The sequence below is a fragment of the Prevotella sp. HCN-7019 genome (assembly GCF_037890215.1).
Taxonomy (GTDB): domain Bacteria; phylum Bacteroidota; class Bacteroidia; order Bacteroidales; family Bacteroidaceae; genus Prevotella.
Genome location: NZ_JBBKBO010000007.1, coordinates 75,962 through 99,999 on the forward strand (window position 1 = coordinate 75,962; position 24,038 = coordinate 99,999).

16 protein-coding genes and 1 pseudogene are annotated in these 24,038 nt (G+C 39.6%); all 17 read right to left on the reverse strand.

The features are described from left to right. Nucleotides 1-3 precede the first annotated feature (3 nt). A complete protein-coding gene (pdxS, locus tag WKT13_RS10010; protein ID WP_340323764.1) occupies nucleotides 4-879 on the reverse strand; it encodes a pyridoxal 5'-phosphate synthase lyase subunit PdxS in 876 nt (291 codons plus the stop codon). Beyond that, nucleotides 876-1,982 carry a hydroxymethylpyrimidine/phosphomethylpyrimidine kinase gene (locus WKT13_RS10015; protein WP_340323765.1) on the reverse strand — a complete coding sequence of 369 codons (1,107 nt, stop codon included), beginning with the start codon at nucleotides 1,980-1,982 and terminating at the stop codon, nucleotides 876-878. Before WKT13_RS10015 ends, pdxS begins: the two co-directional genes overlap by 4 nt. 383 nt (nucleotides 1,983-2,365) lie before the next feature. Beyond that, nucleotides 2,366-4,503 (reverse strand): annotated as a pseudogene (locus WKT13_RS10020) (alpha-amylase family glycosyl hydrolase). A gap of 1 nt (nucleotide 4,504) precedes the next feature. Next, nucleotides 4,505-5,392 carry an ACP S-malonyltransferase gene (gene fabD / locus WKT13_RS10025; protein WP_298620695.1) on the reverse strand — a complete coding sequence of 296 codons (888 nt, stop codon included), beginning with the start codon at nucleotides 5,390-5,392 and terminating at the stop codon, nucleotides 4,505-4,507. Between the two features lie 1,041 nt (nucleotides 5,393-6,433). Further along, nucleotides 6,434-8,182, reverse strand: a complete 1,749-nt coding sequence (locus WKT13_RS10030; RefSeq protein WP_340323766.1) for a phospho-sugar mutase — start codon at nucleotides 8,180-8,182, stop codon at nucleotides 6,434-6,436. A gap of 257 nt (nucleotides 8,183-8,439) precedes the next feature. Then, on the reverse strand, nucleotides 8,440-9,414 hold the full coding sequence (locus WKT13_RS10035) for a metallophosphoesterase (RefSeq protein ID WP_445323598.1): 975 nt from the start codon (nucleotides 9,412-9,414) through the stop codon (nucleotides 8,440-8,442). A 97-nt stretch (nucleotides 9,415-9,511) separates the two neighbouring features. Continuing rightward, nucleotides 9,512-12,364: a TonB-dependent receptor gene (locus tag WKT13_RS10040; RefSeq protein ID WP_340323768.1), complete on the reverse strand. Its 2,853-nt coding sequence runs from the start codon at nucleotides 12,362-12,364 to the stop codon at nucleotides 9,512-9,514. A 697-nt stretch (nucleotides 12,365-13,061) separates the two neighbouring features. Further along, nucleotides 13,062-14,378 carry a DEAD/DEAH box helicase gene (locus WKT13_RS10045; protein WP_340323808.1) on the reverse strand — a complete coding sequence of 439 codons (1,317 nt, stop codon included), beginning with the start codon at nucleotides 14,376-14,378 and terminating at the stop codon, nucleotides 13,062-13,064. After that, nucleotides 14,368-15,579: a tetratricopeptide repeat protein gene (locus WKT13_RS10050; protein WP_340323769.1), complete on the reverse strand. Its 1,212-nt coding sequence runs from the start codon at nucleotides 15,577-15,579 to the stop codon at nucleotides 14,368-14,370. The genes WKT13_RS10045 and WKT13_RS10050 overlap by 11 nt, the downstream gene beginning before the upstream one ends. A gap of 126 nt (nucleotides 15,580-15,705) precedes the next feature. Continuing rightward, nucleotides 15,706-16,917: a tetratricopeptide repeat protein gene (locus WKT13_RS10055; protein ID WP_298620684.1), complete on the reverse strand. Its 1,212-nt coding sequence runs from the start codon at nucleotides 16,915-16,917 to the stop codon at nucleotides 15,706-15,708. Nucleotides 16,918-16,949: 32 nt separating this feature from the next. After that, the gene (gene gyrA / locus WKT13_RS10060; protein WP_340323770.1) at nucleotides 16,950-19,523 is read right to left on the reverse strand and encodes a DNA gyrase subunit A; all 2,574 of its coding nucleotides are present in this window, start codon (nucleotides 19,521-19,523) and stop codon (nucleotides 16,950-16,952) included. A gap of 1,269 nt (nucleotides 19,524-20,792) precedes the next feature. Continuing rightward, entirely contained in the window at nucleotides 20,793-20,951 is a 159-nt protein-coding gene (locus tag WKT13_RS10065) for a DUF4295 domain-containing protein (protein WP_298620681.1), read from the reverse strand. A 15-nt stretch (nucleotides 20,952-20,966) separates the two neighbouring features. After that, nucleotides 20,967-21,158, reverse strand: a complete 192-nt coding sequence (gene rpmG / locus WKT13_RS10070) for a 50S ribosomal protein L33 (RefSeq protein WP_021994229.1) — start codon at nucleotides 21,156-21,158, stop codon at nucleotides 20,967-20,969. 4 nt (nucleotides 21,159-21,162) lie between these two features. Beyond that, nucleotides 21,163-21,426 carry a 50S ribosomal protein L28 gene (gene rpmB, locus WKT13_RS10075; protein WP_298620677.1) on the reverse strand — a complete coding sequence of 88 codons (264 nt, stop codon included), beginning with the start codon at nucleotides 21,424-21,426 and terminating at the stop codon, nucleotides 21,163-21,165. A gap of 175 nt (nucleotides 21,427-21,601) precedes the next feature. Then, the gene (locus tag WKT13_RS10080; RefSeq protein WP_298620675.1) at nucleotides 21,602-22,114 is read right to left on the reverse strand and encodes a CinA family protein; all 513 of its coding nucleotides are present in this window, start codon (nucleotides 22,112-22,114) and stop codon (nucleotides 21,602-21,604) included. A 10-nt stretch (nucleotides 22,115-22,124) separates the two neighbouring features. After that, a complete protein-coding gene (gene tsaD, locus WKT13_RS10085) occupies nucleotides 22,125-23,153 on the reverse strand; it encodes a tRNA (adenosine(37)-N6)-threonylcarbamoyltransferase complex transferase subunit TsaD (RefSeq protein WP_340323771.1) in 1,029 nt (342 codons plus the stop codon). 12 nt (nucleotides 23,154-23,165) lie between these two features. Then, nucleotides 23,166-24,029, reverse strand: a complete 864-nt coding sequence (map, locus tag WKT13_RS10090; protein ID WP_298620673.1) for a type I methionyl aminopeptidase — start codon at nucleotides 24,027-24,029, stop codon at nucleotides 23,166-23,168. Between the last annotated feature and the right edge of the window lie 9 nt (nucleotides 24,030-24,038).

The window sequence follows — 24,038 nt, forward strand, 5'->3', positions numbered from 1 at the left end:
CAATTACTTTCCACGTTCTGCCATCAATAGATTTATCTCATCATCATTTATACCAACCATAGCTTCACCCAAATCCTCTGAAAGTTCGGCAAGAATATTAGGATCATTATAGTTCGTGACTGCCTTCACTATCGCAGACGCACGTTTTACAGGATTGCCACTCTTAAATATACCAGAACCAACAAATACACCTTCTGCACCGAGCTGCATCATCAGTGAAGCATCAGCCGGAGTTGCAATTCCTCCTGCAGCAAAATTCACTACCGGCAATTTTCCATTATCGTGAACATATCGTACAAGCTCATAAGACACCTGAAGTTGTTTTGCCGACTCAAACAACTCATCTTCACGCATAGATACAAGCATACGAATTTCTTTCTGAATAAGTCTCATGTGTCTTACAGCCTGTACAACATCTCCAGTACCAGGTTCTCCCTTTGTCCTTATCATAGTTGCTCCTTCTGAAATACGACGCAGAGCCTCCCCTAGATTTTTCGCACCACATACAAACGGAACATCGAACTTGTTCTTATCTATATGATACAAATCATCTGCCGGCGATAATACTTCACTTTCATCAATATAATCTATCTCCAAAGCCTGTAGAATCTGTGCCTCGGCAAAATGTCCTATACGACATTTTGCCATAACTGGTATTGACACCGCATTCTGTATCTGTTTTATGAGTTTGGGGTCACTCATACGCGATACACCACCGGCAGCGCGTATGTCCGCAGGTATACGCTCAAGCGCCATTACCGCACAGGCGCCGGCTTCTTCTGCAATTCGTGCCTGTTCTGGAGTTGTCACATCCATTATCACCCCACCCTTCAACATTTGGGCAAGATTTCTGTTCAATATCTGTCTTTCCTTATTCATAACTTGGTATTTTGTTTTATTTTTCTGTATTCACTCGGAGCAACTCCCGTCATCTTTCTGAAAAATTTCGAAAAATGAGCCTGGGAACTAAAACCAAAATCATAAGCAATTTCCTGTACTGTCCTATCAGAAGATGATAACAACAGTTCCGCCTCATGACATAAATAATCATCAATAATGGTCTTCGGAGCTTTACCCGTAATCCGCTTTGTGACCTGGGCTAGATAACGACTGCTGACATTCAGACTATCAGCATAAAAGCGCACATCTCTATTTGATGTAAAATGTTCTGCCACCTCATTCACAAACTCATTGTAAAGTTCGCTGGCCCTACCCACAAGATCTGTATGCAACAGAAAAGCCTGATTTACATAATTATATGCTTTTGTCACAGCATCATATAAGTCATTGCCCTTACAGTAGAAAGTAGCTATTGCTGACGAAAGATTACTGCTCACGCCGTGCCGTTCGTACGAATTACACATATTGGGAGTCGACACATACTTATAGGAAGATTCTCCACGCTGCACAAGAATATCCATAGAAGACTCCGCCATCGATGTTCCATGCTGAAGCAACACGGCCTGACATCCGAACTTCAATATCTCACATGCAGCATCAAACATATCAGAAGCATAAGAAAGCCTTCTGCCGATTATATATTCTGCACTACTTTTCTTTATTGTTACAAGCGAACACAGAGGCAGAAGATATTCCTTTATACAATCTATCGTCTCATCTGACATAAGAACTTCCCCACAACTCGAGATTATGACTGGATCATAAATCACATACAACGGCGGATATTTTCTCAACGACTCGGTTATACTCCTCACAGCAGCTGCGCTGCGGATCATTCCGATTTTTACAACCTGCGGCTGTACGTCATTGACAATAGCCTCAATCTGTCCGGATATCACTTCTGGCGGAATATTATAGAAATCCTGTATGCCGATTGTGTTTTGCACTGTTATAGAAGTTATTACAGACACGGCATAACCTCCCAATGCCGATATTGTCTTTATATCGGCCTGTACACCAGATCCACTTGTACTGTCAGAACCGGTTATCGTGAGAACTGTATTTCTTTGATAATCTTCCACCGTCTTGTACTCTGTTTACATGCAAAGGAAAATAAAAAAACAGACATACCGAAATTTTGTTCGCGTTTTGACAAAGAAAACGAGCGTTTGTATAAAGGTTTAGTATGAATACATCTAAACACTATAAATCCCTTTCACCTTTTAATAATGAATATCTATACATTTCCGAAATAAAATATCCCAACAAAAATATGCACAATAAAAACCGTAGAATAAGAAAATGTAATCATAACAACACAATAAAACTACATAAACATGCTATAGAAACTTTGACAATACATTATGATATAATCAACAAAGTATTACAATAAAAGAATGCGGATAACAACAGAATAAAATTCTACTGTCATCCGCATTGGCACAAATGATATACAATATAATGCCTATTGAACAACTTTATACCGTATTCTGAAACCGTGTGTCTGTTCATCCCAATTAGTACCAAGAAGCTCAAAATGTCCTATCTGTGCAGTTGAACGCACATGTTTACCAATACAAGGACACACGTCATAATCACCAATATAAACCAGACGAATCGTTTCTGAAGCATTATCAGGAAGGTTTGTCAGCTCCACGCTATCAGGAATATCCTGCCGTGTCACAAACTTGAATTTCACTGGGAGATCTTCCTCTATTAGTTCATTCATGCGACGTTCTATCTCCTTCTCATCTTTTCTTGAAGGCTTCTGGTCCAGTATATAGGTTATTTTGCTCTTCTTACGCTCTATATGAGCATTTGTAGAACGCTTACAACCGAACATTCTTATCATAGTCTGGTTCAACAGATGTTCTGCTGTATGAGCTGGAGCAAACTCCTCCTTGTTATGTTCATTCAAAATATAATCAGAATCCGTACCCATCAGATCACAAATTTATAGACATTTCCACTATATGCACCTATGGTGTCTGTGAATTCTTGCTTTGTTGAAAAATCGAATTTCAACTTACGTTCAGTCAATAATTCCGTAACACAATAATTTTTCTTAGGGATACCAAGATACTCGAAAGCATGTTCCGGTATATTCACACAGGCTTCGACATCTTGTTCCGAGAAATTAGCTGTTATAATCAGAACCTCATTTTTGTATTTGCGGATAAATGCATATTGGCGTATAAGAGACTCGTTTACATACATAAGATCGAAGAACTCTCCCATGCTTACCGCTTTATCATGCGATGCAATATTCAATATCTTTGTATATAAAGCATTCAGTCCTCGTTCTTCATCAGTCAGTTCCTCCGGATGTTGATAGCCTTTGTACAACGACTTAACCGTCCAATAATCAAATATCGTGGTGCGTCCGTCACAACCACTGAATCCCTCATGATCCATTCCGCGTTCTCCGTATTCCTGACCAGCATACAACATGAACGGATTCTGACGCATCAGAGCGTTAGTCACTACAGCCGGAACTGCTTTGGCAGCATCTCCGGCAAAGAAGTCACTTGCAATACGTTGCTCATCATGATTCTCCAAAAAATACAGCATATGTTCGTTTATATCATCCACGCTTTGCCATGCATGGCTTATAGCTGTTGTAGATGCCTCACCACGTATGACAGCACGCACCGTGTCGTACATACCGACTTTGTCGTAAAGGTAGTCGAAGCCTGAAGATATATAATTGCGGTATTCTGAAGGATTATAAACCTCAGCTATGAAAAGAAGTTTCGGATATACGGCCTTGACTTTATTGATTGCCCACTTCCAGAACTCCGCTGGCACCATCTCCGCCATGTCACAACGGAAGCCATCAATACCCTTCGAGGCCCAGTACAACAGAATATCTGCCATCTTGTTCCATGTATCAGGTATTGGATCAAAATGATACGAACGGCCTCCCGCATCACAATAATCTACTCCATAGTTCAGTTTTACAGTCTCATACCAGTCATTACGTCCTGGATGGTTATCAAAACGATCGTTGCCTGTAGCCTTTGCCGGACATTCTTCATATCGGTTACCTTCATAAGAAGCATCAAATTCCGGTTCGAACGGCGTATTGACACAATAATAGAAATTATTGTTCGCATTGAAGCCCATACATTTGTCATCGTCTTCTCCTAAATCCTTCACATTGCTTGGTTTTGCAATAGAATGATACTGACGTGCCACATGGTTAGGCACAAAATCCATTATGAATCCCAATCCGTATCTGTGCGTCCGTTTGACAAGAGCTTCGAATTCCTTCATTCTTGTAGCAACATTATCCGCAAGATCAGGATCTATATCATAATAATCCACTATGGCATAAGGAGAGCCGGCCTTTCCTTTAACGACGGCCGGATGTTGCGTTGGTATACCAAATGAAGAGTAATCAGTAACTGAAGCGTGACGTATTACTCCGGTATACCATACATGCGTCACACCCGTAGCCTTTATCTGTTTTAAAACTTTCTCACTGAAGAAACTCATTTTTCCACAACCATTTTCGGCAACCGAACCATTACATTTACATGTAGTGTTACGGTTGCCGAAAATACGTGTGAAAATCTGATATATTATTATCTTTTTATTCATCTCAGATTAATCCATGTGCAGCGACGTTTTTGTCTATACGTCCAATCATTCCTTGAAGAGCTTTTCCCGGTCCACACTCTGTGAAATCGTCGGCACCATCAGCAATCATATTCTGAACAGAAGACGTCCATCTTACGCTACTTGTAAGCTGTGCTATAAGGTTAGATTTGATTTCAGCAGCATCAGTATGAGGTTTTCCGTCTACATTCTGATATACAGGACATTTAGGTGTTGAGAATTCTGTAGCCTCGATAGCCTTCTGCAATTCTTCTTTTGCAGGCTGCATGAGCGGAGAATGGAACGCGCCACCGACCTTTAGAGGTAATGCACGCTTCGCACCGGCAGCTTTCAGTTTCTCACATGCCTGATTTATAGCGTCTACATTACCACTTATAACCAACTGTCCGGGACAATTATAATTTGCCGGAACAACTATATTATCAGGTGTACTGCATTCGTTACAAATCTCCTCAATCTTTTCATCCGGCAGTCCGATAACAGCAGCCATGGTTCCAGGAGCAGCCTCGCACGCTTTCTGCATTGCTGTCGCACGAGCGTAAACAAGCTTCAAACCATCCTCAAAACTCAAAGCCCCTGCTGCGACAAGAGCAGAGAATTCGCCAAGAGAATGGCCTGCAACCATAGAAGGAGCGAAATCATCACCTAAACACAATGCACTGATAACACTGTGAAGGAATACAGCAGGCTGTGTCACTTTGGTCTGTGTCAGCTCGGCATCAGTGCCGGCAAACATAATATCAGTTATTCTGAATCCCAGAATCTCGTTTGCTTTTTCAAACAACTCTTTTGCTTTTTCGTTATTATCGTACAGGTCTTTTCCCATACCAACAAACTGAGATCCCTGACCAGGAAAAACAAATGCTTTCATATTTTTCTGTTTTTAAGTTTAATACGTGTGCAAAGTTACTATTTTTTTCGTAATCAATGGACTTTTATACGGGTAAAAGCCATATAATAACCAAAAAGCAAAGATATGATATTATTATACAACTAAACATAATGCTTACAGAAATACAGAATGAGAAACGGGCTCTGTAAAAATTAAGTGTGAATTGAACTGCTATAAAACAGCGGCATCAATTCCTTACCGGAGTTATTGCCTTCAGCTGAGATAGAAACCAAAGGGGGATGTTACAGATTTTCAGTATCCTGAGCTTTTCACGTCAGAGTTTTCTGTTCTACCCCCAAAAACAAGCGCGTATTTGCACGCTGACTTTCTGTCTGCCGCAAATTCACGAGAAATGAGAGTTTTATGCAAACAACTGTACACCAACAACTTACATCTAAGAATAAATTTTTCATCGTACGAAATGCACCATTTCAGCATGTGATACGGGCCGTTTCATGTCCTGATATACGCAATATCACACCCTGATATGGGCGTAAACAGAGGCTGAAACAGGCATAATCGGAACGTCGGACCAACCGGCCTGCACGACACAACGGGGTATACGACAAGGCCGTCAAGGCGGAACATGCCTTAGAAACAAGGAACTTAACTTTCCCTTACATCTATTTTGCAATTTTCTTTTGTCAAAAAAATGTCAAGAAAATCTGTAAGTACGTCGCTTGAGTTTTCTTTAAAAACATCGATATTAGGAGTTGACAAAAACACGGAAAATATGTGTTCTTCTTGCGGTGAGGATTTTTTCGGTTTCAGTAACGTGGTTTTATATTATATGGGCAGACGCTCAGTCACTATTCATAGCCTCCCCATTTTGTACGGATTTTCCCATCATCCCATCATGCTTCATAAACCAAAACCAATCCCCACAGAATTTCTGTTGGTCCGTAAAACGGATTTTCTATATATATTATTCTACAATACTGTAAAATAAAAATCTCCATTTGGATGATTTATAAAAGTTATAATCCAAATGGAGATTAAAAAATCATATCACAAAAGCAATCAGTCGAGACCAAGAGCTTTCTTGATAGACTCTACCTTTTCTGCACTCTCGTTATTGCAACGCTCATAACATCCAGCACACTTCATATTACCTTTTATTTCAAGATAGAACTTTATCTTAGGCTCAGTTCCTGACGGACGAACGCTGACCTTTGTATTGTCTTCACAGAACCACTGCAATACATTGCTTGTAGCAGGCATATCTATTTTCGTAACATTACCTTCAGCATCCTTCTGTTCAAGCGTAAGATAGTCTTTCACTAGCACGACCTTGCTACCACCTAATTCTGTAGGAGGATTCTTTCTGAAGTTACTCATCATTGCCTGAATCTCGTCTGCACCACTCTTTCCAGGACGTACAACATTTATAGTAGTCTCTTTTGAGAAACCATATTCAATATAAATGTCCATAAGAAGATCGTAAAGAGTCTTACCCTGATCCTTGGCATATGCACAGATCTCTGCCAACAGAGAACATGCTGACACAGCATCCTTATCACGAACGAAATCCTCTGCAAGGAAGCCATAGCTCTCCTCACCACCTCCGATATACTGCTGTTTTCCTTCAGAAAGAGCAATTTCACGCGCAATCCACTTGAAGCCCGTATAGCAATCTCTCATCTCTATGTGCTGCTTATCGGCAATCTGCTTTATTGTCTCTGTTGTAACAATCGTTTTAACAATAAAGTCGGTAGGCTTCATCTTACCTGTCTTAATGCGATTCGTAATTATATAATACAAGAAAATAAGACAAGTCTGATTACCATTGATAAGAATCCATTCTCCCTTATCATTTTTGCATGCCATACCCACACGGTCTGCATCAGGATCACTGGCCATTACGATGTCTGCGTCTATTGCCTTTGCATCCCGTAAAGCCAAAGTAAGCGCTTCTCCATTTTCAGGATTAGGACTCTTGACTGTCGGGAAATCTCCGCTTCTTTCCATCTGTTCCGCAACACAGTGTACATTTTCAAATCCCCATTTCTTAAGACTTTGCGGAATAAGCATCATTCCTGTGCCATGCAAAGGAGTATAAACAATCTTAAGATCTTTCTGACGTTTGATTACCTCTGGATCGATTGAAACAGTATGAACCTGCTCAAGATAAGCATTGTCAACCTCTTCACCGATAATCTGAATGAGCTCTTTGTTACCAGAGAACTTCACGTCGTCGACCTTCACTTTATTAACTTCATCGATTATGCCGACATCATGTGGAGACAACACCTGTGCACCATCTTCCCAATAAGCCTTATATCCGTTATACTCACGAGGATTATGGGAAGCTGTTATATTAACTCCGGCCTGACAGCCAAGATGACGTATTGCAAAAGAACATTCCGGTGTAGGACGCATGTCATCAAAAAGGTAAACCTTGATACCATTTGCAGAGAAAATATCCGCAACAGTTTCTGCAAACAGACGACTGTTATTACGACAGTCATGACATACAACAACAGAAACAGAACTGCGATCTGCAAAATTCTTTTTCAGATAATTTGCAAAACCTTGAGTGGCCATACCCACTGTATATATGTTCATTCTGTTGCTTCCGGCTCCCATGATGCCACGGAGTCCACCTGTACCAAATTCAAGATCCTTGTAGAAACACTCTATCAGATCAGTCTTATCTTCATTGTCAAGCAGTGCCTGAACAGACTTGCGGGTGTCTTCATCAAATGAAGGTGACAACCATTGTTTTGCCTTGTTTTCACACAAAGCAATCAGTTCTGTATTATTCTCCATAATTAAATCTGTTATGTTTTATCATACGTTTATATATTTACAAAGATAGTGATTATCTGTGAATAATACTCAATACAATATGTTATTTTTTCATTTTTATAATATGATAAAATATAATTCTCCATGCTAAATACCACATATGAATATTGCAAATGACATAATAGCAACAATACATAAGCCTATAAATAAAAATGCCTCGGAAGGATAAATAAATCCTACCAAGGCATTTTAAAATAGACATTATAATAAATATGGTTTTATTTTGTCTTAGTTATTGTATGCAATACCTTTCCGGTCTTATCTATCATATACATATTCAATGCTTTCTTCGTCGCTGAAATAACAGAGAAACCTGGTTCCGGTGAACAGAACACGGTACCTTCAATAGGTTTCACCGTACGGGCAAGTGAACCAGATGAGTTTACTACATAATCAATGTTGTCATCTTTCATACGGATATGTTGAAAATTGTGAATATGGCCACATGCATACAATGAAACATTGTTATATTTTTTCAATACAGGCAGAAGTATACGCTGCATATCAGCACGTTCGACATCATCCTTTGGTGTTTCTGCATATATAGGATGATGACCAACCACTATCACCCAATCCTCTTTTGCCTGTTTAAGTGTGGCGTCAAGCCATTTCAATTGCTCATCATTATTCTGCTTGCACGCATCCGGATACTTAACATTCTCCTCACGATATTTTGAAATCAGCGGAGTTGTATCAATAAAAATCAGACGCAGCGTAGTTCCATCTTCATCGAACGTACGTGTATAATAACGTCCTTCCATTTCCCACCTTCGGCTCACTTGCCCATAATCCAGCACAGCCTGAGTGTTACCACGATACTCATGATTTCCTAACACAGGATACCAGGCAAGCATTAGTTCTGGATGAGAATATATCTGTTCATAGTTTGTCATCCACAAAGGATCGTTTACAGAAGCTACACCTTCAAAATGATGAACATCACCTGCAGCAATAACACACTCCGGTCCTAAAGTCTCTGCCATAACTCCCATAAGTTCAGCAATGGGTTTCTGATCATAGTAACCATTACGTCCAAGATCATTGGCCATATACAAAACCACATCACCTTTCATTTTCTCCCAATCAGCAGGAGTCTGTGCGTAAATGCCGAGACTGCAGAAAATGGAGATGAATACAACAGCAAAGGCTGTCAAATAAGTTTTTTTGTTTCTTATCATAAGATTTGTTATCATTTTAATTATTGTAAAATTACAAAAGATTTTATTTATGTAATAAGTTTCCGTCGCATCGTGCAAGAACAGATACAGCGGAAACTTTCAGGAATCTATTTTAAAGATTTATCTTTATACCAGCATTGACTTTTACACCATAATATTCCACCTGCATTGTACGATCTTTCTCGCCCTGATAGTAACGAAGTGGTTGATTGAGCAGATTGTTTGCCTCTGCGTAAACCGTAAACTTGGTTTTATTTCCCCATGTATAGCTTGCGTTCAAGTCAAGATAGTTCACTTTGTCATAATAACGATCAAGTGCACGATCACCAGTATTCATCTGATCAATAAAGCTTGAAGCAAAGTTATAAGACAGCCGCACATTTACTCCAGATTTCTCATAGTACAGAGAAGCGTTTGCTGTATGCTCCGGCGAACCGGCCATCTTCACATCATCTCCATCCTTTATACCAAGGCGTTCATTATAGTTTCTTGTAGTGCTATGTGTGTAAGTGTAGTTGGCATAGAGTCCAAGACACTTTAATGACGGAGCAATAAATCCAAAATCACGCTGCCATGCTGCTTCCACACCAAATATTCTTGCATCGTATGCATTCAAGTTCTGTGTCACCTCAAATGTTTCATCGTTTCCTGCAAGACCAAGTTCTGAACCCTTATAATAGCTGAGTGTCTCCACATTCACATTACGGACATCCTTATAGAATAATCCAAGACTTACAAGACCTACACTCTTGAAATAATAATCAACAGAAAGGTCATAGTTGAAAGATGTTGTCGGTTTTGTGTTTGGATCGCCGATTGCAGCCTCCTGATCGACAAGATTAAAACTCTTGTTTGCTATAAGTGCAGAATACTTTGGACGTGAAAGTGTCTCTGTGAACGAAGCACGTATATTTCCTTCCTCACCAAGTTTATATCTCAAGAGCAGACTGGGCAACAAATTAGTATAATCGTGCTTGTATTCGCCGGTCGGAGTCAGCTTTTCGAATTCCTCCATCTCCACTTCACCGTCCTCATCAAGAACAGGCTGTCCGTTCTCGTCAAGCACTTCATTCTCACCAGCCTCATAGTTAAATCCGCTTGTACGCAGAGATGTGCGCTCAATACGAAGTCCCAGAGTTGCGTCAAGATTCTTACCGAGTTTCTGATCAAAACGGAGATATCCTGCAAGTATAGACTCTTTCACTTTATAATTTCCAGCTTCCTCTTCAAGAACCTCCTCACCATAGGCCTTATCAAAGGAGATACCACCCAAAAATTCTTTTCTTATAAACGGTGAGTGAAGCGGATAATTCTCGCCAGGCATGAATCCGTCACGAATCTGCAAGCTTGTTTGCGAACGCCAATCACCAAGAAGTTCTTCATCATATTCATAGAAGCTTACATTACGTTTCTTATCCTTGCTTGTATATTTGGCACCGAACTTCAGTTTATTTCCATACAAACCGTTGGCAAGGGGCAACTCAAAGTTGATACGTGCTTTGTATTCGTTTTCAGCAATATCCTCATCTTGATTTGTGAGCTCATCAATACTCCAACCATCATCATTCAGATCTGGCAGAGCTATAGTACAGTAAGGCTGACGTCCAAAAGCGTCCTTAAATCCTGAACCGAAATCGATTCCCTCATACTCGAACGAGGCATAGCGTTCGTTAGGACGCTCCTCTGTTGCACGTGAATAACTTCCTGCCCAATCTATTTTAAGGTTGCCGATATAATGTTCACCATCAAGTGTGAAGTCCATTGTCTGCTGACGCTCAAGACGCGCATTTTTTGTATCATCTGCACCGGCCTTTGTTTCGAGAACAACCGACTGTTTTGAAGCAGAAGAATTAAGTTTCTTGTAACTTATACGATAGCGGTTCTCCCAGTCGTTACGACGATTGTATATTCCTTTGAAAGATATTTTATTCAACGGATTAAACTTATAGTCAAAAGAAAGAGAGTAGCTCTGACGCTCACGTGTCACATAATACTGACGTACCTGGGCCTCTTTGAGTTCAACACCCTCATCACCCATTTCATACTCAAACTCAGTATTGTCTGAACCGCCTGGTGCATACTGATACGAAGCCGATGCCATCACTCCCAGTTTATTGTTGAAGAAACGGTCACCCCATGTAGCTCCGAGATTCCACTGTTGCTTATCACTAATCCATGTATGTCCACTTCCAAGAGTGAAATTCAAAACACGGTGTGACGGAGTGTTCTTTGTCACAAGGTTTATGGCACCACCGATAGCGTCGCCATCCATATCTGATGTCACGACTTTATTTACCTCGATAGTCTGCACCATGTCTGACGGTATAAGATCAAGCTGTACATTACGTGTATCACCTTCGGCAGAAGGAAGTCTGTTACCATTTACAGTGACAGAAGTTAAGTCTGCACTTGTTCCACGCACCTGTCCAAAGCGTGCCTCTCCCTGGTCATACTGTACATTTATACCATTGATGCGCTTCAAGGCATCACCAATATTTGAATCCGGGAATTTGCCAACCTGATCTGCGGACACCACATTGGTTACCCCCATACTGTTTTTCTGCATCTGCATTGCACGACGCTGGCCAGAGAAAGCCCCATCAACAACCACTTCCTGCAAAGCGAGTCCTTCAGTCAAGACAAAATTGTTTTCTTTTGATTTATTATCCTCTATTACAATCTTGCTGACTACAGGCTGATAGCCGACATACGATATTTTCACAACATAAGTTCCTGGTTTCAAATTCGGCAACTTATAAAAACCATTTATGTCACTTGTCACACCAGTGTGCAAATCCTCGATCATAATAGTAGCTCCAGGCAGTACGTGATGTTCTGTATCGGTGATACGACCACTCACACTTCCACCTACATTAATTTCGGTAACATCATTTGCAGCCGAAAGGCTGATACATCCGGCGCTGAACACAGCTGCCGCCAATAACAATCTTTTACCCTTTTCCATATAATTTTAAACAAATTGATTTCTGGGCGCAAAGGTATTCCTGAATAATTGCTAAAGAATAACAAAGAAATTAAAGCATTGCAACAATTATATTACAACTAGATTACAGACAACGGATATACACAGGAATATAAAACTGAATATACATACAAAATCATGGCATTTTTATTCATTAAAATATATATGTTAAACTCTCTAAGAATAAATTATTTGAATACAACAAACAGCCTGGTAATAAATTCGCGAGTATTCACATATCCATGCAAACATATTGAATAACAGCGCATCATACCATTCAATTCATATTATTAACAAATTATTGTTACGCAGAAAAGGGCTTTCCATAATGGAACAAAGCCGATTCCGGCATCCAAACAAGGCCATACGAATATGCAAAAACGCTTTTATAAAAGTACCAAAATAGCTTTCCGATACTCACATAACGAATAAAACGATACATAAAACAACATAAAGCCCCAAAATCATCATGAATAAATAATGGTACAATACTCTATTTCATAAACTTCAGATGTTGAAACTTTTTTACCACCGGGCAATGCATATTTACACATCACCGGTGTATAAACATATTACACCATCAATACAGGAAATAAACCAACTATTATAACTTGCTGTTTTTGAATAAAAATAAAAAAGCGGAAGATATTTAATATCTCTTCCGCTCATATCAGATTAATCAGTTGACTTCCTCAACCACGGTTTTCACACCTTTTATTTTCTCACCATTTGCCATACGTAGCACCTGTCTTAACTTTGAACGCTCTACTGCTACATATGAATAACGGTCCTTTATGTCAATCCTGCCGATGTCGGCTGATTTAAGCCCGGCTTTCTTACACAAAAAACCAACAATATCGCCTTTACTGATTTTGCTCTGTTTTCCTTTCCCTATATATACTGTAGCATTTTTAGGCTGCGCCACAGGCAACAGTACATCAGGAATCTCAAATACATCCATATCGCTTTCCACGTAATCGGGAAGTTTCTCTGACGGACTCAATAAAAAGAACGCTCTGCCATGAGCGTCCCATCGTGCCGTACGTCCCGTGCGATGAATATAATTATCTTCAGTTTCTGGAAGATGATAATGTATAATATTCTCAACAAACGGTATATCAAGACCACGTGATGCAAGATCTGTACTCACAAGCACACTGGCAGATCCATTTGAAAATTTATATATAGCATCCTCACGTTCACGCTGATCCAAACCACCATGATATGCACTCGTGACAAATCCAAGACTACGCAGATAAGCATCTACACGCTCCACGCTTTCACGATAGTTCACAAATACAATACTGCTTTGGTTACCGAAAGTCCTCAACAACGAGGACAACGTCTCTAATTTATCTTTTACAGGAACAGCAACCTTATATATTTTCAACCGTTCTGCTACAATGTCGGCACCGTCTAAATAATCAAGACGCACCATACGTCTCATATTCAAAAAATGAGGTATTGAATCAATATCCGTAGCAGAAAGAAGGATACGTTTCCCAACATTCGGCAACTTACCCATTATGGCACTCATCTCATCAGCGAATCCCATCTCAAGACATTTGTCAAACTCATCGATAACAACATATCTAATGCCATCAGAAGAGATATTATGCTTATCAAGATGATCATTAAGACGTCCCGGAGTAGCAAATACAATATGCGGACAAACTTGCCGTAGAGTCCGGTGCTCTTCCATAGCCATCCGGCCTCCATAACATGCACAACATCGCAATCCGGTCTTCATATCATTCAATACATTAGCCGACTGCAGCGCAAGTTCTCGTCCTGGCACAATGACAACGCACTGCACATGATCATCCATCTGATTTACCATCTGCACAATAGGCAAAAGATAAGCCAGAGTCTTTCCTGAACCAGTCGGAGACAAAATTACCACATCATTATCTCCATTCATTATGGCCTCACCAGCTGCTTTCTGCATATCGCTCAAAGAATCCACCCCGAGCCTTTTCAAAAAATCATTTATTATCATCCGTCTTCAATAATGCGTCTATTTCCTCAAATTCCTTTCCCATGTTAAGGTTAAGATATATCGTATATAACGGCATTCCCCACTTTCCTTTCTGGTCCGGCGCAAGAGCCCTATAACGTTCGAGATATGGCATTGCACTCTTATACAAAATCCTCAGCCGTGACTTCTGCTTGCGAGACATAAGCGTATTGGAATCTATTCTCACAGCTTGATTGAAATATGCCAGTCCGGCATTGAGATAGGCGTCCGCCAATGTATCATTGCGTGCTATAAGATCATCGCTTATGTTTATACATTCATCATAACGTCCTATATTGAGCAGAACAGTACTCTTTGCATACAGAAAAACTCCGTTGGTACTGTCTACCTCCAAAGCTTTGTCACATAGCATAAGAGCATTCCTCATGTCATCACTTTTATAGTACAAGTCAAACAGTCGTGGGAAAAAATACATAGACTTGGGATATTTATCAAATCCCGTCAATAATAATGACTTATACTTGGCAGTATCTGCTTGTTGCTTATATGTTTCTGCAAGATACTGATATAAGAATTTCTGTTTTGCAGTATCCTTCATTGCAAGGTCTGCATACTTCAATGTTTTTCCTGCATCATTTTGCTTGAAACCACTATACACTGCCATATAAGCGGCACGTGGAATGATAGTGTCGCGATTCTCATAATCATATCCCGAAAAAAGCGGTTGATTCTTGCAATCTATATACGTATCAAAAAAATCATACGCCTGTTTAAAATCATGTTTTCTTGCAAAGAACAGACCACCATTATACAGATTCGGACGATATGTATTGAGAAAAGCGGAATGTTTCTTACGGTATTTCAAAACAATACGTCCACGCTTGTGCGGTTCAATGTTCACAGAATCAAAACTTTCCAGAACCTGAAACATTCTGCGTGTAGCATTGAACAAAACTGCGGTATCATACTGATTCTTCAGATACAACTGTTCATTACCATGATCATATTGTTTCTTTATGGCATCAAAAAGTACCAACCATATTTTCTCGTTCTTACGATTCGCTGAATCTTTGAGTAAATTACGCATCGATTCTTCCGCTTTGGCAAATTCTTTCCCTTCCTTCAACCATTCCTTGGCCTGTGATATCTCCTTCCTCTGAGAATAAATGCCAATAGGAATAAAAAAGAAGAATATGAATAATACGAATTTATTTACCATAGCCATAAACATAAATAATTATCTACGATACCGCGCAAACAAGAAAACAGATATTAGGGCAATATCCCCTTTAAATTATATTTTATCCTCTACGATAAAATCTCGTAGAGGATAAAATAGCGTTTATCATTTCACCAAAGCCTCCATCTCCTTGGTACGACTATCGTCTGCACCATAAAGATTATAATAGCATTGGTACAACGGATAGCTCCAGTTCGCTTCCTTACGATTCGGATCCAAAGAACGTGCTTTTTCCAAATATCCTAAAGACTCTACCAAGAGAGCTTTCTGCTCAGCAGGTGTTGCAAGCGTTGCTGCCTTTGAATTCATCGAATATCCCAAATATGTAAACACAATAGCCTGCTTGTCATCCAGTTCAACAGACTTTTTCAGTGAAGCAATTGCCTCGTCCCACTTTTCTGCATTCATCTCATTCTGACCTTTCATTGCCCAAATATTGGCATTGTTTGGTTCTACAGAAAGACGCTCGCTGATAAGAGAAAGCTGCTGCTGATCCATTCCAAGACCACCATACAGAGTTACGAGTGAATTGAACACCTGAGCATCCTTATTTGTAGCATAAAGAGTTTCTACTTCTTTAAGACACTTCAAAGAATCCTCTTTTGTCTTCAAACCTTGCTGCATGAGATACATCTTCAAACCAAGGGCCTCCTTATATGATGCAGTATCCTTAAGGGCAATATCACAATATTTGTTTGCATTCTCAAGATTGTTTGCCTGGAAAGAATATACAGCAGCAACACGTGCTACCTCACCAAGCCACAAGTCTGGCTCCTTTGTCTTATCAACTTCTGCGAAAAGTGGTGCGTTGGCACTTTCCACATACATTGCATAGTTATTCAATGCAGCTGTCTGGTCACCTTTTTCCGCAGCATACTGACCACCATTTATCAGATGTGTACGGAGACGGTAAAGTTTCTCTTGGTTTGACTTATGAAATTTCGGAGACACTTTGCCTTTTGCATTCGGCATATTGTCATATTTGTCACACTCAATTCCATTCTTCATCGCATTATAAGCAGCATTGAAAAGTCCCAATGTGTCATAAGGTTCCGGATTACCTTGCTGCATCTGCACCACAAGCTGATTGGTGTTGATTGTGCTCTCTTCCTTTGAAACCTTTTCCATTGCCAGCTCTACAAGCTTGTTATAAGCTTTGGCTTTCTGGTCATTTTCCAATGACGAAAGGTTGGCATTCAGAAGGTTTTCTGCTTCAGTGTAATCCTTGGATTTCATTATGCTTTTAAAAGCATCACCTTGAGCAAAAGCTGAAGTGGCAGCTACTACCAATACAGCCGAAATTACTAGCTTCTTCATAATTGCATTATTTTAAAGTTATTGTATATTCATCATTCTTTATCTGTCTCATTTTCTGATGTTGCTACAGAAGTAATATCCTCCGCAATATCATCCTGTTTTTGTGTCCACTGAGCACGGCTTTCTTCTTCTACAGTTGCCTCAAGCTCGCTGCTCATTACTTTACATACACTGGCAATAACATCATTCTTCTTTGACAGGTTGATTAATCTTACTCCCTGTGTAGCGCGTCCCATAACTCTACATTCTGCCACAGACAATCGAATGGCAATACCACTCTTATTGATTATCATCAAATCATTGCTGTCTGTAACATTCTTGATTGCCACAAGCCGACCGGTCTTATCTGTTATACTAAGAGTCTTGACACCCTTTCCACCACGATTGGTAACACGATAGTCATTAACCTGCGAACGCTTGCCATATCCGTTTTCACTTACAACCATAACAGTCTCGGTTTCAGGATTATTTACAACAATCATTCCTATGACCTCATCATCGCCATCGTCCAGACGCATACCTCTTACACCAGTAGCCACACGTCCCATGGTACGGATCGAATTCTCATCAAATCTTACAGCACGACCATTACGATTTGCCATGATAAGTTCATTTCGACCATTAGTCAAACGAACGTCAACAACTTCGTCATCCTCAGCTATGTTAATTGCGATAACACCATTCGTTCGTGGACGCGAATACGCTTCAAGACATGTTTTCTTTACAGTTCCATGTTTTGTCGCAAATACCACATAATGTGTCTTCACGAAATTCTCATCATCAAGTCCACGCAAACGCAACAATGCATTGACAGAATCATCGCTCTCAATATTAAGCATATTCTGAATGGCACGTCCTTTGAAATTCTTATCACCTTCTGGAATTTCATAACATTTAAGCCAATAACAACGTCCTTTCCTTGTAAAGAACAGCATTGTCTGATGCATTGTAGCTGGATATATGTATTCTGTAAAATCCTGCTCTCTTGTGCGAGCCCCCTTAGATCCGACTCCGCCACGCGCCTGCTCCCTGAATTCGCTTAGTGGTGTGCGTTTGATATATCCGAGATGACTTACAGTAATTACAACCGGATCATTCGGATAGAAATCCTCTGCATTGAATTCATGCTCATAAGGCTTTATCTCAGTGCGTCTCGGATCATTATATTTTTCCTTTACTTCAAGAAGTTCATCTTTCATAACCTTCTTGCACAACTCCGGATCATCCAATATTGACTGCAGATAAGAAATCTGACGCAACAATTCATCATATTCTGCATGGAGTTGCTCAACTCGCAATCCTGTAAGCTGTGAAAGTCGCATATCAACAATGGCCTTTGACTGCAACTCATCCAAATCGAATCTCTTTTCGAGATTGCGCTGCGCATCAGAAGGAGTTTTGCTCGCACGTATTATACGCACTACTTCATCTACATTGTCACAAGCAATGATCAGACCTTTTATTATATGAGCACGTTCCTCGGCCTTAGTAAGATCAAAACGTGTACGACGTATTGTGACATCATGACGATGTTCCACGAAATACCTCACACAGTCTTTCAGTGACAAGAGACGCGGACGTCCCTTTACCAATGCAATGCAATTGACTGAGAATGAGCTTTGCATAGCGGTCATCTTATACAATTTATTTAAGATAACATTCGCATTTGCATCTCTTTTCACATCAACAACGATGCGCATTCCCTGACGACCAGATTCATCGTTCACATTTGATATGCCATCAATCTTGCCTTCCTTTACAAGTTCTGCAATATTCTCAACCAGCTGAGCCTTATTAACTCCGTACGGAAGTTCCGTCACGACAATTTTGTCATGCGAATCATCACTTTCTATTTCAGATTTGGCTCTCAACATAATTCGTCCACGCCCTGTCTCATATGCATCTTTCACACCCTGCAGACCGTAGATATATGCTCCTGTTGGAAAATCCGGAGCCTTTATATATTGCATAAGCCCATCCGTATCAATATCCGGATTATCAATATATGCACAGCAACCGTCAACGACCTCGCCTAAATTATGAGTCGGAATATTTGTTGCCATACCCACAGCAATTCCGTTTCCTCCATTAACCAACAAGTTAGGTATTTTAGTTGGCATAACAGTAGGTTCCTGCAATGTATCATCGAAGTTGTTGGTCATGTCAACGGTATTCTTCTCCAGATCGTCCATCACATGCTCACCCATCTTCGACAGGCGGCACTCGGTATAACGCATCGCAGCTGCAGAATCACCGTCTATAGAACCAAAATTACCTTGTCCATCCACCAGAGTATAACGCATATTCCAGTCTTGGCCCATTCGGACAATAGCACCATATACAGAACTGTCACCATGAGGATGATATTTTCCCAACACCTCACCAACAACACGTGCACATTTTTTATATGGATTGTTACTTGTATTTCCTATACCAAGCATACCATATAATATACGTCTGTGAACAGGCTTAAAACCATCTCGAACATCAGGAAGGGCACGAGCAACAATTACCGACATACTATAGTCGATATACGAAGACTTCATTTCCTCCTCAATGTTTATCTTCAAAATCCGATCTTGATCAATTGTCTGATTTTCATCCATTTTTATATATCTTGTTTTTTATTTCGAGACACATATTTTAGCCTCAAATTTACGCTAAGGCCATTATTTTTCGTTCTCACGAGTTTTTAATATATTTTCAAAATGTAAAATTACAAAAAAAAGACGACTCGATAAAACTTTTAAAAACCAAACGAAGCAAAATTAAGTATAATTAGCTTATAAAAATAGCACACATCATCCAACACACTTACACATAACACAACAATAATACCACAACGCCAAACATATAAAAAACAACATATCCATAACAGCTAAAGAATACTGTTCGAAATATATAATCTACCTTAATTTAAAAAGAATATAAAAAACATCCCGAAATGAAAACACCAGCAAACACACACGATACATCACAACAATAAGCCACCAAACGCAATCATATAAACATAACTACTCTAGAATAAGGTCCAGCAGAAATTTCCACGAAGACGGACCTCTGCAAAAAAGGCGGCGGATTCAGACCCGTGCCGGCGTGACATATCTTCCGCCTGAAGAAAAAAATCCTACACTTTCAGATTTTGAGTATCATGCGCTTTTTTCGCCCGAGTTTTCAATTCTACCCCAAAAATACAGCGCGAATTTGCACGCACACAATCCTTAGGACGCAAATTCGCGAAATACGAGAGATTATTATAAGATACTGTATGCCAAGCACTTGCGTCTAGCAGCACTTCTTTCAGCTTGTAAAAAGCACCATTTCAGCATACGATAAAGTCCATTTCATAGGCTAAAACACACCATATCACACCACGATATGGGCGCAATCGGACCCTAAAACTGACGTAATCAGGATGTAATACGTCCTATTCCAAACTACACTACAGAATATATTAAGGGGCCATATGGAATGAAAAAAGTCCTCACAATCCCTGATTTAACATTTCTTCACACCTCTTTCATGATTTTATTTTGTCAAGAACAATTCAAGAAAATCTGTAAGTCCAACATCCGAGTTTTCTGTAAAAACACCGATATTGTACACAAGAGAAGACACGGAGGGTATATACTTATACCCATAGATAATTCATCGAATACAGCTCTGTATTGCCTCATCATCACACAAGGAAATGACAGCCACAGCTTATGCGACCACGTCTCGTCATAAAATCTCCCGACATATCATTACACAATAGGCTAAAACCAAATCCCCGCCAAAATTTCACTGAGACAAGAACCGAATTAACCCATAAACAATAAAAAGGGGCGCACCATATTCTGATGCACCCCTTTTTATCATATATTAAGTGTGATTTATTTCTTGAAATAGTCCTTTACATCCTCATTCGGGATCATACGCTCATCGAAAATATAAGCACCCGTCTTAGGACTCTTAACCATCTTTATAACCTTTGTATACGCACGACCATCCGTAGATCCTTCATGGAGGGTTGCGACCGCTTTCTTTGCCATATCTTAATTCAATTATTATTTTATCTCCTTGTGAAGAGTCATCTTCTTCAAGATAGGATTATACTTCATTAATTCCATACGGTCTGGAGTATTCTTGCGGTTTTTGGTAGTCACATAACGACTTGTTCCCGGCATACCGCTTTCCTTCATCTCGGTACATTCAAGTATAACCTGAACTCTATTACCTTTAGCTTTCTTTGATGCCATCTGATTAATCTCCTATAACTTTTATGTCACTCCAGTCACAATATCCCTTAGAAACCGCCTGCTTAAGAGCAGCGTCAAGCCCAACCTTATTAATAAGACGCAGACCTGCTGCGCTAATCTTCAAGCTGATCCAGCAGTTCTCTTCTACATAGTAGAATTTCTTCTTAAATAAGTTTACATCAAAAGTACGTTTTGTACGGTGCTTTGAATGTGAAACATTATTTCCTATCTGGGCTTTTTTCCCTGTAATCTGACAAATTTTCGACATTACTAATTTGCTTTTTTATATTCCTTTTGATACCTATTCCAAACAGCTTGCAAAATTATTATTTTTTTTGTAATAAGCCAAACATTTACTTAAATAAAAAAAATATTTAAGTTATTTTTTCATTTTGGCCATAAAATATCATGCATTGCATCGCAAATAGGGACCAAAAGATTTATCAATCCTTAACTTCAAGCAGCTCTTTATTATCTTCCATATATTTCAGAAATAACTGAAGAGCTTTACTTGTTGCAATCGCAAGATTTATATCACGACCATAGTCCTCCTCCAATTTCATCGTAACAATATTATCTTTGTTACCACAAGCAATCCATATTGTTCCGACTGGGATATCATGCGTTCCGCCTCCAGGACCGGCAACACCGGTTGTTGATATTGCGAAATCAACATTCAATGTCTTTATCGCCCCCTTAACCATTGCTATCGCAACATCTTCACAAACCGCAGTCTTTTCTTCTAACAACTGAGAATCGACACCCAACACATTTTCCTTTACATCGTTCGTATAAGAAATAATTCCACCTTTAAAATAAGCAGAAGCTCCAGGTACTGATATTATCGCTTCAGCAATACGTCCACCTGTACAACTTTCGGCTGTACCTAATGTCAACCCAGACTCATAAAGATATTGTTGAATCTCTCTGCTCAATACTTTTTTTTCGAATTCCATAATATGTTATTTATTGAAATGTTACTTTACTGAATGCAGGTTTATCTATTGAACAAAATTCCTCATCTAAATATTTATAATATCCGACAATTCCTATCATTGCAGCATTATCTGTCGTATAGCTGAACTTCGGTATATATATATTCCAACCATATTTTTTTGCATGCTCATGAAAAGCATTTCTTAATCCATTGTTTGCAGACACTCCACCAGCCACTGCGACATGTTTAATTCCTGTCTCTTTAACTGCCATACGCAGTTTTTTCATCAGAATGTCCACAATAGTATATTCCAAACTAGCAGCAAGATCTTCTTTGTTTTTCTCAATGAACTCAGGGTCTTCCGCAATCCACTTTTTCAAACTATAAAGGAAAGAAGTCTTCAATCCACTAAAACTATAATCCATACCTTTTATATGAGGTTCGGAAAATTTGTATGCCATAGGATTTCCTTTTCGTGCCAGCCTGTCAATAATTGGACCTCCAGGATATCCCAGTCCCATAACTTTTGAACATTTATCAATAGCTTCTCCTGCAGCGTCATCTATTGTCTGGCCAAGAACCTCCATATCATTGTATGCATTGACTTTTACAATCTGAGAATTTCCGCCACTTACAAGCAAACACAAAAACGGAAATGGAGGATGTGTTTCGTCTTGAGGGTTTTCTTTAATGAAATGCGCCATTACGTGTCCCTGCAGATGATTGACATCGATAAGAGGGATTCCCAAACTGCGGGCCAAACCTTTTGTAAAACTTACCCCAACAAGCAATGATCCCATAAGACCCGGTCCACGCGTAAACGCTATGGCAGACAACTGCTCTTTTGATATACCTGCTCTCACCAACGCTTGATTAACAACAGGTACAACATTTTGCAGATGGGCTCTCGAGGCAAGCTCAGGAACCACTCCCCCATATTCTTCATGAACACTTTGCGATGCCGTAACATTGCTCAACAATACATCATTACATAAAACGGCCGCAGATGTATCATCACAACTACTCTCTATACCTAATATATAAATATCATTATTCATGATCCTAAATTCTTATTTTGTTAAGATTTCCACTCCATGTTCTGTCATAACAAACGTATGTTCCCACTGTGCACTTGGTAACTCATCACCAGTTATGACTTCCCATCCATATTCATCATCCGCATCAATAAAAACTTTCCATGTACCCATATTTACCATTGGTTCTATGGTAAATACCATTCCCGGCACAAGCAACATCCCCTGGCCGATATGACCAACATGCATCACATCCGGCTTTTCGTGAAACTTCAATCCCACACCATGACCGCACAGATCTCGTACAATTCCATAATGATACTTATCAGCATGTTTCTTTATGGCGTGGCCGATATCTCCTACAAATCCATATGGCTTTGCAGCCTCTGCTCCTATCTCAAGACATTCTTTTGCAACACGTACCAACTGTTCTTTTTCAGGTGTAGTCTTCCCTATTATAAACATTCGAGAAGCATCTGCATAATATCCATCGTATATTGTTGTAAAGTCAACATTTACGATATCACCCTCCTGAAGTATATCTTCCTCTTTAGGAATACCATGACATACAACTTCATTAATACTGGTGCACACACTTTTAGGAAAGCCTTCATATCCTAAACAAGCAGGAATTCCTCCATGAGATACACAATAATCATAGCATATCTTATCTATCTCCAAGGTACTCATCCCTGCATGTATATTTTTGGCCACTTCATCAAGAACTCCAGTGTTTATTACTCCACTTTTACGGATACCTTCTATTTGTTCTGGAGTCTTTATCAAATCTCTTGACGGCACCTCCTTGCCTTTACTTTCCCAATACATCACTTTCTTATCAAGTTCTGTGGGCTCTTGTCCAGGCAAACAATGCCATATTTTTTTCTTACCAAATACCATACCTATTAC

Coding starts and splice junctions, on each gene's coding strand:
- WKT13_RS10080 (WP_298620675.1), bottom strand. CDS start 22,114: ATGGAATTCGAAAAAAAAGTATTGAGCAGAGAGATTCAACAATATCTT.
- rpmB (WP_298620677.1), bottom strand. CDS start 21,426: ATGTCGAAAATTTGTCAGATTACAGGGAAAAAAGCCCAGATAGGAAAT.
- gyrA (WP_340323770.1), bottom strand. CDS start 19,523: ATGGATGAAAATCAGACAATTGATCAAGATCGGATTTTGAAGATAAAC.
- WKT13_RS10035 (WP_445323598.1), bottom strand. CDS start 9,414: ATGATAACAAATCTTATGATAAGAAACAAAAAAACTTATTTGACAGCC.
- WKT13_RS10050 (WP_340323769.1), bottom strand. CDS start 15,579: ATGGTAAATAAATTCGTATTATTCATATTCTTCTTTTTTATTCCTATT.
- WKT13_RS10030 (WP_340323766.1), bottom strand. CDS start 8,182: ATGGAGAATAATACAGAACTGATTGCTTTGTGTGAAAACAAGGCAAAA.
- fabD (WP_298620695.1), bottom strand. CDS start 5,392: ATGAAAGCATTTGTTTTTCCTGGTCAGGGATCTCAGTTTGTTGGTATG.
- rpmG (WP_021994229.1), bottom strand. CDS start 21,158: ATGGCATCAAAGAAAGCTAAAGGTAATAGAGTTCAGGTTATACTTGAA.
- WKT13_RS10065 (WP_298620681.1), bottom strand. CDS start 20,951: ATGGCAAAGAAAGCGGTCGCAACCCTCCATGAAGGATCTACGGATGGT.
- WKT13_RS10055 (WP_298620684.1), bottom strand. CDS start 16,917: ATGAAGAAGCTAGTAATTTCGGCTGTATTGGTAGTAGCTGCCACTTCA.
- tsaD (WP_340323771.1), bottom strand. CDS start 23,153: ATGAATAATGATATTTATATATTAGGTATAGAGAGTAGTTGTGATGAT.
- pdxS (WP_340323764.1), bottom strand. CDS start 879: ATGAATAAGGAAAGACAGATATTGAACAGAAATCTTGCCCAAATGTTG.
- map (WP_298620673.1), bottom strand. CDS start 24,029: ATGGTATTTGGTAAGAAAAAAATATGGCATTGTTTGCCTGGACAAGAG.
- WKT13_RS10040 (WP_340323768.1), bottom strand. CDS start 12,364: ATGGAAAAGGGTAAAAGATTGTTATTGGCGGCAGCTGTGTTCAGCGCC.